16 protein-coding genes are annotated in these 11,737 nt (G+C 60.6%); 8 read left to right on the top strand and 8 right to left on the bottom strand.

Going from position 1 to position 11,737, the window contains the following annotated elements; translation table 11 throughout:
- Window positions 1-2: 2 nt before the first annotated feature.
- From msrA to NEI07_RS03665, 4 genes are all read left to right on the top strand, one after another.
- Window positions 3-677 (top strand): peptide-methionine (S)-S-oxide reductase MsrA, encoded by a 675-nt coding sequence (gene msrA / locus NEI07_RS03650; RefSeq protein WP_256032774.1) that lies wholly within the window; start codon window positions 3-5, stop codon window positions 675-677.
- 436 nt (window positions 678-1,113) lie between these two features.
- Window positions 1,114-1,515 (top strand): DUF6157 family protein, encoded by a 402-nt coding sequence (locus NEI07_RS03655; protein WP_256032776.1) that lies wholly within the window; start codon window positions 1,114-1,116, stop codon window positions 1,513-1,515.
- A 122-nt stretch (window positions 1,516-1,637) separates the two neighbouring features.
- Complete coding sequence (locus tag NEI07_RS03660; RefSeq protein WP_256032777.1) at window positions 1,638-3,008, top strand: HTH domain-containing protein; 1,371 nt, start codon at window positions 1,638-1,640, stop codon at window positions 3,006-3,008.
- 155 nt (window positions 3,009-3,163) lie between these two features.
- Window positions 3,164-3,718 carry a methylated-DNA--[protein]-cysteine S-methyltransferase gene (locus NEI07_RS03665; RefSeq protein ID WP_256032778.1) on the top strand — a complete coding sequence of 185 codons (555 nt, stop codon included), beginning with the start codon at window positions 3,164-3,166 and terminating at the stop codon, window positions 3,716-3,718.
- Between the two features lie 91 nt (window positions 3,719-3,809).
- On the opposite strand, the gene NEI07_RS03670 is transcribed toward NEI07_RS03665, so the two are convergent.
- From NEI07_RS03670 to NEI07_RS03690, 5 genes are all read right to left on the bottom strand, one after another.
- On the bottom strand, window positions 3,810-4,370 hold the full coding sequence (locus tag NEI07_RS03670; protein WP_256032780.1) for a hypothetical protein: 561 nt from the start codon (window positions 4,368-4,370) through the stop codon (window positions 3,810-3,812).
- Window positions 4,371-4,607: 237 nt separating this feature from the next.
- On the bottom strand, window positions 4,608-5,132 hold the full coding sequence (locus tag NEI07_RS03675) for an SRPBCC family protein (protein WP_256032782.1): 525 nt from the start codon (window positions 5,130-5,132) through the stop codon (window positions 4,608-4,610).
- A gap of 11 nt (window positions 5,133-5,143) precedes the next feature.
- Entirely contained in the window at window positions 5,144-5,551 is a 408-nt protein-coding gene (locus NEI07_RS03680; RefSeq protein ID WP_256032785.1) for an SRPBCC family protein, read from the bottom strand.
- Window positions 5,552-5,659: 108 nt separating this feature from the next.
- A complete protein-coding gene (locus tag NEI07_RS03685) occupies window positions 5,660-6,562 on the bottom strand; it encodes an SRPBCC family protein (protein ID WP_256032787.1) in 903 nt (300 codons plus the stop codon).
- Window positions 6,546-6,890: an ArsR/SmtB family transcription factor gene (locus NEI07_RS03690; RefSeq protein WP_256032788.1), complete on the bottom strand. Its 345-nt coding sequence runs from the start codon at window positions 6,888-6,890 to the stop codon at window positions 6,546-6,548. Before NEI07_RS03690 ends, NEI07_RS03685 begins: the two co-directional genes overlap by 17 nt.
- Before the next feature lie 84 nt (window positions 6,891-6,974).
- On the opposite strand from NEI07_RS03690, the gene NEI07_RS03695 reads away from it, so the two are divergent.
- The 3 genes from NEI07_RS03695 (at window position 6,975) to NEI07_RS03705 (ending at window position 8,598) form a co-directional block, all read left to right on the top strand.
- The gene (locus NEI07_RS03695; protein WP_256032789.1) at window positions 6,975-7,208 is read left to right on the top strand and encodes a hypothetical protein; all 234 of its coding nucleotides are present in this window, start codon (window positions 6,975-6,977) and stop codon (window positions 7,206-7,208) included.
- A gap of 106 nt (window positions 7,209-7,314) precedes the next feature.
- Complete coding sequence (locus tag NEI07_RS03700) at window positions 7,315-7,965, top strand: glutathione S-transferase family protein (protein WP_256032790.1); 651 nt, start codon at window positions 7,315-7,317, stop codon at window positions 7,963-7,965.
- 180 nt (window positions 7,966-8,145) lie between these two features.
- The gene (locus NEI07_RS03705; protein ID WP_256032802.1) at window positions 8,146-8,598 is read left to right on the top strand and encodes a DUF1801 domain-containing protein; all 453 of its coding nucleotides are present in this window, start codon (window positions 8,146-8,148) and stop codon (window positions 8,596-8,598) included.
- A gap of 363 nt (window positions 8,599-8,961) precedes the next feature.
- On the opposite strand, the gene NEI07_RS03710 is transcribed toward NEI07_RS03705, so the two are convergent.
- The 3 genes from NEI07_RS03710 to NEI07_RS03720 all read right to left on the bottom strand — a co-directional run bounded on the left by NEI07_RS03710 (window position 8,962) and on the right by NEI07_RS03720 (window position 10,737).
- On the bottom strand, window positions 8,962-9,609 hold the full coding sequence (locus NEI07_RS03710; RefSeq protein ID WP_256032803.1) for a pyridoxamine 5'-phosphate oxidase family protein: 648 nt from the start codon (window positions 9,607-9,609) through the stop codon (window positions 8,962-8,964).
- A gap of 31 nt (window positions 9,610-9,640) precedes the next feature.
- Window positions 9,641-10,129: a nuclear transport factor 2 family protein gene (locus NEI07_RS03715; RefSeq protein ID WP_256032791.1), complete on the bottom strand. Its 489-nt coding sequence runs from the start codon at window positions 10,127-10,129 to the stop codon at window positions 9,641-9,643.
- A 62-nt stretch (window positions 10,130-10,191) separates the two neighbouring features.
- Window positions 10,192-10,737 carry a carboxymuconolactone decarboxylase family protein gene (locus NEI07_RS03720; protein WP_256032792.1) on the bottom strand — a complete coding sequence of 182 codons (546 nt, stop codon included), beginning with the start codon at window positions 10,735-10,737 and terminating at the stop codon, window positions 10,192-10,194.
- 126 nt (window positions 10,738-10,863) lie between these two features.
- Here NEI07_RS03720 and NEI07_RS03725 point away from each other — a divergent pair.
- A partial coding sequence (locus NEI07_RS03725) for a LysR family transcriptional regulator (protein WP_256032793.1) occupies window positions 10,864-11,737 on the top strand: 874 nt, incomplete at its 3' end.

Consider the following 11,737-nt stretch of genomic DNA (forward strand, 5'->3'; position numbering starts at 1 on the left):
CCATGAGATTCGCCGCTGTTCTCGTCGCCGCACTGACGATTCTCGCGCCGTTGCGCGCCGGCGCCGCCGAACGCGCATTCGTCTTACCCGCGCCCGCCTACGATCCCCCTGCCGCGAGCGGCGGCAAACAGAAGCTCGTCGTCGCCGGCGGCTGTTTTTGGGGCGTGCAAGGCGTGTTTCAGCGCGTCAAGGGCGTCTCGCGCGCCGTGTCCGGCTATGCCGGCGGCGCCAAGGAGACGGCCCGCTACGAGAAGGTTTCCAGGGGCGACACCGGACACGCTGAATCGGTGGAAATCACTTATGATCCGAAGATGGTGAGTCTTGGAGACTTGCTGCGCGTCTACTTTTCCGTCGCGCATGATCCGACGCAGCTAAACCGCCAGGGCCCTGACGCAGGCGCGCAATACCGTTCAACGATTTTCATCGCCAACGCCGAGCAGGAAAAAGCTGCGCGCGACTACATTGCGCAGCTTTCAGAGGCAAAGACGTTTTCAGCGCCGATCGTCACGACGCTTGAACCACTCAGGGCGTTCTACCCGGCGGAGGCCTATCATCAGGACTATCTCCTTCGCCATCCCGCGCAGCCTTACATCGTCTACAATGACCTGCCGAAGATCGACGATCTCAAGCGCCTCTTCCCATCGCTCTATCGCGAAAGTCCGGCGCTGACCAACTGATCCGCCAAAGATGTGAGCCGGGTTGCGGCGGGCGTCGAGCGTCTCGAACGCGAGACGCACTGCTTCGAAATGACGTTCGCGATCATGCTACTGCTATCCGCTGACCGTCACAGATCACGCCTCGCGCTTCCTGCTGCTCTGCGAGGCGTTGGAGTCGGCATGCCGCCGCCGTAGGCGACGACTTCTTCCGCAGCAGCGACCGCAAAGAATTCATGTCGCCGCTTCGGGATGCGGCGAAGAAGGCGGAAGCGATCCTGGGCCATGCTCCTTCGTGACCGGAAATCGCGGGAGGCCCGCCTTTGCTCCTTCCGGAAGCGCTCAACGGCCCAAGCGAGCCCGTGACGGAGGCTAGGCCGCAACGGAGGAGGCTCGATGTCGCCACATTGGAGAAGGCATATGTTGGTCGAGGGCGAACGCGAGCGGGATCAAGCGACAATTGAAAAGCACGAACTATCACAATGCCTTCATCACGGTGTCGGCCGACTGCCCCGCAACGGCGGGAGTCGAGCCGGCGAACGGAAACTCAGTTGCGGGCCTGCAATACGCGCTGCTTCGAGGCGAACCCTATTCCTTCACCAGCGACGACCTGCTTTTCGAAGTTTTTGCTCGGCGTAACGGAATCGACGATCACAAACGAGAAATCGCGCGGGCGGCTTTTTTCTCAAAGCCGCAAGCATGTCTTCGCGCCTCGCCACTGGCGAAGCAGTACGGCTGGGGATTGCACCATGACGAGCGAGGACGTGTCGCCGTCTATGGAGTCGAGACTGACGCGTACCGGAAATTGGCCGCGCGCGACGACTTGAAGCTTGTTCCGGGAATGCGCAACCGGCGCTCTTGAAGCGTCCCTGAACCTGGAGCTGCCGCCGCAATCCCGAACCTGGCCGATCTCGCGAGAGAAGTCCGAGGCGGAAGGTTTTCCTGCTGCCAGAATTTGACAGGATCACATGCTATTCTGCCGGCATGTCCCGCACGCATCGATTGTTCGATCTCCTGCAGATGCTTCGCCGCCGCCGACGGCCCGTTAGCGGGGCGGAGCTGGCGCGCGAGGCGGGCGTTTCCCTGCGCACGCTTTATCGCGACATCGCCGCTTTGCAGGCGATGGGCGCGGAAATCGACGGCGAGCCGGGCGTCGGCTATGTGCTGCGCCCCGGCTTTCTCCTGCCGCCGCTGATGTTTTCGGAGGAAGAGATCGAGGCGCTGGCGCTCGGCGCGAAATGGGTGGCGCGCCGCACCGACGACGCGCTGTCCGAGGCCGCCGGCAACGCTTTGGCGAAAATCTCGGCGGTTTTGCCGCGAGAGCTTAGGAGCCGTTTGGAAGACGACGCGTTGCTGGTCGGCCCAGGCTGGGAGCGGCCACAGCATGTCGAACTGACGCTGTTGCGCCGCGCGTTGCGCGAAGAGCGCAAGTTCGCCATTTCCTATCGCGATGAAAAAGGCGCGCGGACGCAGCGCGTCATTTGGCCCGTAGCGCTCGGCTTTTTCGAATCCGCTCGCATTCTCGTCGGCTGGTGCGAGTTGCGGCGCGCCTTCCGACACTTTCGAGCCGATCGGATCGAGGCGGCGCATATTCTGGACGCGCGCCCGCCGCGCCGCCGCCAGACGTTGGTGAGAGAATGGCGTCAAACTATGCTGACAGAAGCTGACAGCATCATCGCATACAGTCGCTCCGCATCAGGAAAGCCGAAGGGAAAATCCATGGCGAAGGAGCTTGTTTTCTACACCAATCCGCAATCGCGCGGCATGATCGCGCACTGGATGCTGGAAGAGGTCGGCGCGCCCTTTTCAATCGAGGTCAAGGATTACGGAACGACGATGAAGGCGCCCGAATATCTCGCGATCAATCCCATGGGCAAGGTGCCGGCCATCCGGCATGGGGAGACGGTGGTCACCGAGGCGGCCGCCATCTGCGCCTATCTTGCCGACGCTTTTCCCGAGGCCGGGCTCGCGCCGGAACCCGAGGCGCGCGGCGATTATTATCGCTGGCTGTTTTTTGCCGCAGGCTGCGTCGAGCCGGCGATGAGCAACCACGCCGCCGGTTGGGACCCCGCGACGCCAGAGATGCAGGCCCGCTTTGGCTACGGCTCCTACGCCGCCGTGATGGACGCGCTGGCCAAGGCTGTGGCGGGACGTCGCTATATTGCGGGCGACAGGTTCACCGCCGCGGACGTTTATGTGGGGTCGATGATCGGCTTTGGGCTGCGATTCGGCGTGATCGACAAGCGCCCGGAATTCGAAGCCTATTGGAGCGGCTTGGAAAATCGCCCCGCGCGACTGCGCGCCGGCGCCGAGGCGGAGAAGCTGGCGTCGAAGCAAGCCTGGGCGGCGGCGTGATTCAGGCCGCGACCCGCTAACCTCGCGCTCCAAGCGGCTGCACGGCGGCGAGTTTGGAAATTTGCGCCTCTGAGGATGATTTCCGCTATCCTGTCGCGCCGAGTTTCGAGGCTCGCGCCGCCGCGCTTAGCCCGTCATAGAGCCGGGGATCGGTCATGCAGCGCTTTCTGATTTTTCGAACTGCTATCGGTCCCTGCGGCATTGCATGGAGCGAAGAGGGCATAACGCGATTCCAATTGCCGGAACGGGACGATGCAGCTTTGGCGCGACGCATGGCGAAGGCGGATCGGTGGTCTGGCGCCCTGCCTTCGCCGATTGCGCAAGCGATCGCGGAGCTCGAGCGATATTTCCGCGGCGAGAAAATCGATTTCTCGACCCTGCGGCTGGACCTTCGCGGCAGCAGCCTGTTTCACAAGGCCGTCTATGATGCGACCCGCGCCATCGGCTGGGGCGCCGTCGCGACCTATGGCGAGATTGCCCGTGACGTCGGATCGCCAGGCGCCGCGCGCGCGGTTGGACACGCTCTGTCGAGAAACCCGATAGCGGTCATCATACCCTGTCATCGCATCTTGGCCGCCGGCGGAAAAATCGGCGGATTTTCCGCCCATGGCGGCACGAGCGCGAAGGCGCGCCTGCTTGAAATCGAAGGCGCGCGTTTTGGCCAAGGGTGCGCCGCAAATCCTGACCTTTTCACGCCGTCTTTCGTTTGAGACACAACGCCGCGTTTCGAAATTCGATCGCTCCGGCGATGGCGCGCGACTTTGCGATTCATCGATTTCGTTACGCAAACCCATTTGCGAGTTACGTCAGTAAACCGCGCCACGCGCGGGCATATTTCTTCCGGTATTTGTCATCGGTCTCGGAGGCGATGAGCGCAGACGCGTGCGATTTTATCGCCTGATCCTTCGTCGCCTCGAAGAGAGAACGCGTCGCACAGAGAATATCGTAACGAATGAGGGCGCCGTTCTTCTCGGTCTTGCTCGTCTCGAACCGCTTTGCGAACCAAGCGAGCAGCTGTTTTCTGAGAGCGGCATGCTCCAAGCCGATTTTCCACGACGAAAGCAAGACATGCCGGGCAGTGACAAATCGTTCGTCCCAGGTGGTGGAAAGGATCAATTCGAAATCTCGACGGATGCGTTCCGGAGGAACGCTGCGCGCGAGATTACAGAGCGTCTGGCCCGCTATGGAGCGCGCTCGGTTGTCCTTGTGGGAGAGAAGCGACGTTAGTTCGTCCCAGGCGTCGTCCCCCCATGCCACCTTGTCCGCCGTTGCAGCGAGCAAAGTCTCATAGGCCGATTCTTGGGTGTCGCGTTTTCCAGAAGCGAGGTCGGCAATGGCCTGTTTAACGGACCCGGGAATCATGATCAGAGCCGTTGTGCGATCTGTATGAATTCGCCGCAAGTGTCGTGGAATGCGACAGTAGCGACCGGTCCCCTCAAAACTGGCTTCTGCGTGGACGTGACATCGAGGGCTAATAAGCGCTTATACTCGTCAGCACGATGTGCATCCGAGATCTCTCCAGTTCTTTGTGGTCTAGTGACCAATGAAGCCTCCAAGTCATGGGCGCTTGCGTCACGTGCAAATTGAATAATTCTGGATTCAAGCTTCAGCTCTCGCCTTCAAATCGGCGAGACCGGTCTCAAAAGCGCTCGAGACCATTTTCTCGGTGTTGACGAAAACGCTGAACAACTTCCCCATGAATGGTTGCTTGCCACTCATCGCCCAAGTGACGTCAGAGCCGTTCCCGTTCGGGACAATCGTGAACTCGACGCGGTTTTGACATTTCATCGGACGGTCCATGCGCAGCGCCACGACGACTTTCGAGGGATCGACGGACTCGATGATTTCCGCCCGGCCGGCGCCGACCTTGTTATTGCCGTCGAAATCATTGGCGGCGCCGACTCCGTTTGGCGGGCCGCTATAGGAGAGCTTGATGTTTGGATCGGCCTTCACGAAAGGGTTCCATTCGTTCATGGCGCGCGGATCGTCGATCAGCGGAAATATCTTCTCGGGTGGCGCCAAGATGTGGATCGACCGTGAAAAATTGCATTCGTTCGGCTTTGTCGAAGCATAAAACAGCACTGCGCCAAGAAGGCCGACCAAGCAGGCGAGGAATATCAGCATAACGAATCTCCTTATTGCGACCTTTCGACATAGCGAGCGAAGTTGTTGAGGATCGCCTGCCAACCGCCGCGCTGCTGCTCGATCGAATGCGTCGCCTCCGCGTCAAATGTCACCCGCACATTGACGCCCGCTTCGGAGTCAGTGAATTCGACCGAGGCCGTTCGATCGCCGAAGATATATTCTATGAGTCTTGGCGCAACGATCTTCGTGTAGGTCCCGGCAAAGTCGAAACCCATGCTGCCATCCTTGGCTTCCATGCGCGAAGAAAACGTTCCTCCCTCGCGCAAATCAACCGTCGCAGCCGTCGTGCGCCAATCATCGGAGGCGGCATTCCATCGTTTGATGTCGTCAGGGCTCGTATAGGCGCGCCAGACTTCTTCGATCGGCGACGCGACAGTCGCTTCAACCGTAATTTTCATCGTGTTCGATTCCTGTGTTGACGATCGAAGGGCGATTAGGCGCTTGGTCGTACTGTCGAGGAAAGGTCAATAAAGTGCCGGACATGATTTTGGCGTGTCGAGACGCCTTCAGTGCGTTTGCTGGACGAGTTCGCTCGCAAGTTGCGCGAGATTCTCGAACGCGCCGGTCCAGCCATGTCGATGCGAGCACGCGGACTCTTCGGTCGCGAGGCCTGCATGGATGAAGATCATCTGGGTCTTGCCGCCAGTTTCATTGAGAACCACGGTGATTTTCGTGTTCGCTCGCGGTTCGAGGCGGTTGCTCTCCCATGTGTGGGTGAAGACAAGACGCGAAGGTTTCTCGATTTCCAGATATTCTCCGCAATGAATGAAATCCGCGCCTTCCGGTGAACGCATGCCCGAACGCCATTTGCCGCCAATGCGCAGATCATTCTCGGCAAACAGCACCTTGAACTCCGCAGGGCACATCCAGCGCAGCAGATGGTTGGCTTCCGTCCAAGCCTTCCACACGAGAATGCGCGGTGCGTCGAAGGTTCGATGCATGACCAACGTATGGCCGTCGCCTTCCTCTCCCATGGCGCGCGCCAATCCTTCGAGCGCGCTTTCCCATCCGGCGCGCACGCTGACGTCCATCGACGCCCATTCCGGCAAGAGGCGATGCGTGAGCGTGAGGAGGCTTCCTGCGCCGTCCGGTTTGATGTCCACGGTCACGACACTGAACGGACCATCCTTACTACTTCCGAAAGTGAAAACGATTCGACGGGGACGGACGATTTCGCGGTATTCGCCGAAATGCGTCGCCAATATCTCGCCGCGTTGCTCATGAATTGCGAAACCGCCGCCGACGCGCGCGTCAATTTCGACATGTTTCGAGACGCCGCCAGGCGTAGCGAAGAGCCATACGCCGAGGGCCTTCGGATCGAGCCAAGCGTCGAACAGTCGCTCGGGCGAAGCCGCGAAATGACGCGAAACGACAAGCGTCGGGTAAGACAAGTCAGTTGCGAGGCTCATCGGGATTCCCCTTCTGCAGTTCCTTCAGATAAGCATCGAGGCGGTCGAAGCTTTGATCCCAGAAGCGGCGGTAGGTCTCCAGCCAGCCGACCAGATCGCGCAGCGGCGCCGCCTCCAACCGGCACGGCCGAGACTGCGCAACCCGCCCGCGGCTGATAAGGCCAGCCTGCTCCAACACCTTGAGATGTTTGGAAATCGCCGGCTGGCTGATGGAAAAGGGCGTGGAGAGTTCATTGACGGACGCCTCGCCTTGCGCCAGCCGGGCCAGGATGGCGCGTCGTGTCGGGTCCGCCAAAGCGGCGAGTGTAGCGCTCAGAGAGTCGGACATTATTTGCCATACGGTTATATAATGCATAGGTTAAATACATGGCGTGATAGCCGACGTCAAGCTCCGAATTTATTCGCGGCGTCTGTGACCGGAGCATTTGGGCGCCATGTCGAGACGCTGGAAGCTGGTATCGAAGCGGCGATGCTGGATCGGCGCATTTCGGCCGACTGGACCGCCATGTCGCTTGCGCGCCGCGCCGCACCTAGCCGTTCTTCCGGGCGCCTTCATTCGCGCCAAAGCAAAAGGGGGGAGATTGTCGGTGACGGCATCGAGCATCTCGCCCAGCATCTGAGGCCGCTTTCAGCGCAAAAAACTTGAACGTCAGTCATGAACGCAAACCAAGAGGAGACATCACCATGAGAAAAATGCTCGCAATCAACCATGTGAAGCCCCGTTGCGTCATGCAATCGCTCGGAGCATTTCAATGACTCCCACTATTACCGCCTTTGAACGCTCGCCCGATGGCGGCAAGGGTCTGGCGCGTGACATGCGCGTTCGCTGGGCGCTCGAAGAAGTTGGCCAGCCTTACGACGTCCGTCTTCTTTCGTTCAAAGCAATGAAGGAACCAGCGCATCTTGCGCTTCATCCATTCGGGCAGATTCCAACCTTTGAAGAAGGCGATCTCGCCCTGTTCGAGTCGGGGGCGATCGTGTTCCATATCGCGGAGCGCCATGCTGGCCTGCTGCCAGACGATGCGAATGCCCGGGCGCGCGCGATCACATGGATGTTTGCAGCGCTTAGCACGATGGAGCCGCCAATCATTGATCTTGCAATCGCCAGGCTTCTGGAGCGCGACGAGGCCTGGTACGAGCAGCGTCTGCCTGTTGTCGAGGAGCGCATCCATATACGGCTCGGCGAACTCTCCGATCGCCTTGGCGATGCCGACTGGCTCGACGGCGCGTTCAGCGCCGGTGACCTGCTGATGATAGCGGTGCTGCTCAGGTTAAAAGGATCGGGTATGCTGGACGAATATCCGAATCTTTCCGGCTATGTCGCCCGCGGCGAAGCGCGGCCCCCATACAAGCGTGCTTTTGCCGCTCAATTGGCGGTTTTCGCCGCCGCCTCGGCCGGCTGACAAAGGCCCGCTCTGGGCGAAGCCAGCGAAATGCCCATGTCCGAATCGAAGCGCCTGTGCGTCGACGTCGGATTCGAGTCCGTCGAAAACTACATCCAAGTGGCGGGAATGGCCGACAGGGCCTCCGGCAAATCGAAAGGAGTGGGCATGAAGAATTCGACCAAGTCGTCGGCAGGAAAGATGGCCACAACCGATAAAACGCACACGAATGCGCACTCCGCCAAACCCGCGAAACCCGCCCTCCTTGCGGGCGGCAATCCGCAGATCCCGAAGGGCTATGGGGACGCTCCCGTCCAAGCCTATATCGCCGCCATGCCGGGCTGGAAACAGGACGTCGGCCGCCGTCTCGATCGACTCATCATCGCGGCCGTCCCAGGGGTGAAGAAGGCCGTAAAATGGAATTCACCCTTCTATGGCATCGAGGACAATGTCTGGCGCCTGAGCTTTCACTGCTTCACAAAATACGTGAGGGTGGCGTTCTTCCGCGGCGCGGATCTCACGCCGCTACCTCCAGGCGCCTCCACGCAGAAGCACGTCCGCTACCTTGACATCCGTGAGGGCGACGCAATCGACGAGGCGCAACTCGCCGATTGGGTCCGGCAGGCGAGTCGGTTGCCTGGGGAGAAAATTTGAGGGGGCTCACAAGTGTGGGCGCTTCGGTCGCGCCCTCTAAAGAAAGGGCAGGCCTGTGAAGATCAGCTCCGGCGACCATGTCGAATCTCCGCTAAATTGAGGGCGTAGCGCGCGAAAATGAAGCTGTTTCGCAGCGCCTCAGTTTGAGCTTGTGACTTCAGGTGTTGTGAGACGTCTGCCTTTTCGTACTCATGACGGTCCCTTCTGACGGCTTGTGGTTATTTGATTCCGTCGCTTGAGTAGGGGAACGAAACGCGAGGACAGCGCTATCCTCGCGATGATCGGCGCCTTTCGCACTTGGGGGACGACAAAACGCCGATCACGCCACCAGTTCGCGCGAACTTGGCCCAAGGTTACGTCAAATCAAGCGCCGGCGTGATCCGATGCTCCCGCAACAGACGTCGCAGTTCGAAGCCGGGCGAGTTCCGCCTCGAGTTCGGTGATCCGCGCGGTGAGCGGCGCCGCCATTGCGCGCACCTCTTCGAGCGTATAGCGCTCGGTAATGTGCTGCGGACAATTCCAGTCGAACCCCTCGACCCTGATCAGAAAGCCGCGTTCGACGCGGGCGCGGTAATCCGAGGTTTCGAGTCGAGACAAGGTCGCCGCGTCGTCAAGACCGACGATCTTCCCGCGCCCGAAGAGCTTCAGCCGAGTCTTGTTCGGATAGTCCATGAAGAAGAGCGACACGCGGTCTTCATTCATCAGATTCCCGAGGCTGATATATTGCCGGTTGCCGCGGAAATCCGCGAAACCGATCGTGGTCTCGTCGAGCACGCGCACGAATCCCGTCGGCCCGCCGCGATGCTGAATGTAGGGCCAGCCGGTCTCGCTGACCGTCGCCATGTAGAACGAATCTCGAGCGCTAATGAATTGCGCCTCCACCTCGCTCAGGCGATGGTTCCTGGTCTCCGGAACGCTTTCCATACGCGCATAAGCATTCCGGCTGCCAAATTGCTCCTGCGCCTTCTTCACCGTCGGGGTGAAGGCGATCTCGGCGTAACGATGCGGCATGGCGCCCTCCTGCAGGCTCAAGCGCGCGCCTTTAGAGTCCGAGGTCGGATAGACCCGGATGATCCGAAGGCCGCGGGCCTTGCGGCCAGCGGAACTTCCGTTCGCTTTCGCGGATTGGTTGATCGTTGATGCTCGCAAAGCGCAGCCGCATCAGTCCGCGCTCGTCGAACTCCCAGTTCTCATTGCCGTGGCTGCGGAACCAGTTGCCGGCGTCATCGCGCGACTCATAAACAAAGCGCACCGCGATCCGGTTCTCGGCGAAGGCCCAGAGTTCCTTGATCAGGCGATAGTCGAGCTCACGCGCCCATTTGCGCTTCAGGAACACGACGATCTCGGCGCGGCCGACTGGGAACTCCGCGCGATTGCGCCAGCGGCTGTCCTCCGTATACGCAAGCGACACGCGCTCGGGGTCGCGGGTGTTCCAGGCGTCTTCGGCCATTCGAACTTTCTGTATCGCGGTTTCGCGCGTGAAGGGCGGCAGCGGCGGGCGGACGCCGGCATGTTGTGTCGTGTCGGTCATTGAAAGCTCCTCTCCCGGTTAGGGGGCCGGCGCAGACTCCTCTGCGCCGGAGCTGCGATAAGTCAGGCGGCCTTGTTCAGCTTGATCTCCGGGAAGTCGATCTCGATCTGCGTCGCCTTGCCCAGCAAATTGGTGAAGATGTTCATTGCGACATGCGTGATGATCTCGATGATTTCACCATCCGAATGCCCGGCAGCGCGCACGGCGTCGAACTCCGCCTTGCTCACCTGTCCGGCATGCTCGACGAGCGCGCGGGCGAAAGCGAGCGCGGCTTCCGCCTTGGCGTCAGATGAACGCCCCATGCGGTTCGCCAGCATTTCCTGATTGTCGAGGCCGGCCTTGCGCCCGATCGCCGTGTGCGCCGAGACGCAATACTGGCAGGCGTTCTGTTCGGAGACCGCCAAGGCGATGCGCTCGTGCGTTTTGGGGTCGAGAAGACCCGCGCCGGCGATCGTGTGAAGGCCGAGGAACGCGTTCAGCGCCGCCGGGGAATTGGCGAGCGCGCGGATGAAATTGGGTACAGCGCCAAGGCTGGCCTGGACGGCGTCCAGCAATTTCTTGGCCTCGCCAGTGGCGGATGTGGGGTCGATGACGGCAATGCGAGCCATGAGGTCAATCCTCGTTTCGTTGACGGCGCGGCGCGCTTCGGCGTCGCTCGTCCAGACAATGGCTCATTATTTTTCTTGTAAGAATATTCGGCAGATGGAATTCATTATTCCATCTAGAGGAATAAAATGGATCGTCTCCACGAACTCGAGGTCTTCGTCGCGGTCGCCGACGCCGGCAGCTTCGCCAAGGCCGGAACACGTCTGCGCCTGTCCCCTCCGGCGGTGACCCGGGCGATCTCTGCGCTCGAACACCGTCTGGGCGCCCGCGTGTTTAGCCGCACGACCCGCAGCCTGACCATCACGGACGTCGGTCAGCGCTTTCTGGAAAGCGCACGGCGCATTCTGAGCGATCTCGATTCCGCCGAGAAAGAGGCCGTTGGCGAAACGGCCGTTCCAATTGGCCATCTCACGCTCACGGCCTCAGTGACTTTCGGTCGGTCAGCCCTCGCGCCAGTGGTGTGCGCGTTTCTCAACCAGCACCCACGCGTCACCATGTCGGTGCTGCTGCTCGATCGCATCGCCAACCTCGTGGAGGAAGGGATCGATCTCGCTGTCCGTATCGGCCCTTTGCCGGATTCAAATTTGGTCGCAAAGAAGATCGGAACAGTTCGAAGGATGCTGGTTGCGAGCCCGGATTATCTCGCGAGGCGAGGCGTTCCGCAGACGCCAGCCGATCTGCGCCTCCACTCAATGATCGCGTTCACCGGCCTCATGCCCAACCGCGAGTGGCGCTTTCTCGACGGCAAAAGAGGGAACAGCGTTTCCTTTGTCCCCCGTTTCGAAATCAACGACGCGGTTGCCTCCATCGCCGCGGCGGAAATGGGAGACGGGATCACGGTGGCCCTGTCCTACATGGTCGCCGACAAGATCCGCGACGGCCGGCTCGCGCCTGTTCTCGACAATTTCACGCCGCCGCCCGTTCCGGTGCACTTGGTCTATCCTGAGAACCGCTTGGTCTCCGCCAAACTGAGAGCGTTCGTCGATTTCGCCGCGCCGCGCC

Source organism: Methylocystis suflitae, from assembly GCF_024448135.1.
Classification (GTDB): Bacteria; Pseudomonadota; Alphaproteobacteria; order Rhizobiales; family Beijerinckiaceae; genus Methylocystis; species Methylocystis suflitae.

What these genes read in the sequence shown, in the direction of transcription:
- msrA (WP_256032774.1), top strand. Translation starts at nt 3, where the DNA reads ATGAGATTCGCCGCTGTTCTCGTCGCCGCACTGACGATTCTCGCGCCG.
- NEI07_RS03660 (WP_256032777.1), top strand. Translation starts at nt 1,638, where the DNA reads ATGTCCCGCACGCATCGATTGTTCGATCTCCTGCAGATGCTTCGCCGC.
- NEI07_RS03665 (WP_256032778.1), top strand. Translation starts at nt 3,164, where the DNA reads ATGCAGCGCTTTCTGATTTTTCGAACTGCTATCGGTCCCTGCGGCATT.
- NEI07_RS03670 (WP_256032780.1), bottom strand. Translation starts at nt 4,370, where the DNA reads ATGATTCCCGGGTCCGTTAAACAGGCCATTGCCGACCTCGCTTCTGGA.
- NEI07_RS03675 (WP_256032782.1), bottom strand. Translation starts at nt 5,132, where the DNA reads ATGCTGATATTCCTCGCCTGCTTGGTCGGCCTTCTTGGCGCAGTGCTG.
- NEI07_RS03680 (WP_256032785.1), bottom strand. Translation starts at nt 5,551, where the DNA reads ATGAAAATTACGGTTGAAGCGACTGTCGCGTCGCCGATCGAAGAAGTC.
- NEI07_RS03685 (WP_256032787.1), bottom strand. Translation starts at nt 6,562, where the DNA reads ATGAGCCTCGCAACTGACTTGTCTTACCCGACGCTTGTCGTTTCGCGT.
- NEI07_RS03690 (WP_256032788.1), bottom strand. Translation starts at nt 6,890, where the DNA reads ATGTCCGACTCTCTGAGCGCTACACTCGCCGCTTTGGCGGACCCGACA.
- NEI07_RS03700 (WP_256032790.1), top strand. Translation starts at nt 7,315, where the DNA reads ATGACTCCCACTATTACCGCCTTTGAACGCTCGCCCGATGGCGGCAAG.
- NEI07_RS03705 (WP_256032802.1), top strand. Translation starts at nt 8,146, where the DNA reads ATGGCCACAACCGATAAAACGCACACGAATGCGCACTCCGCCAAACCC.
- NEI07_RS03710 (WP_256032803.1), bottom strand. Translation starts at nt 9,609, where the DNA reads ATGCCGCATCGTTACGCCGAGATCGCCTTCACCCCGACGGTGAAGAAG.
- NEI07_RS03715 (WP_256032791.1), bottom strand. Translation starts at nt 10,129, where the DNA reads ATGACCGACACGACACAACATGCCGGCGTCCGCCCGCCGCTGCCGCCC.
- NEI07_RS03720 (WP_256032792.1), bottom strand. Translation starts at nt 10,737, where the DNA reads ATGGCTCGCATTGCCGTCATCGACCCCACATCCGCCACTGGCGAGGCC.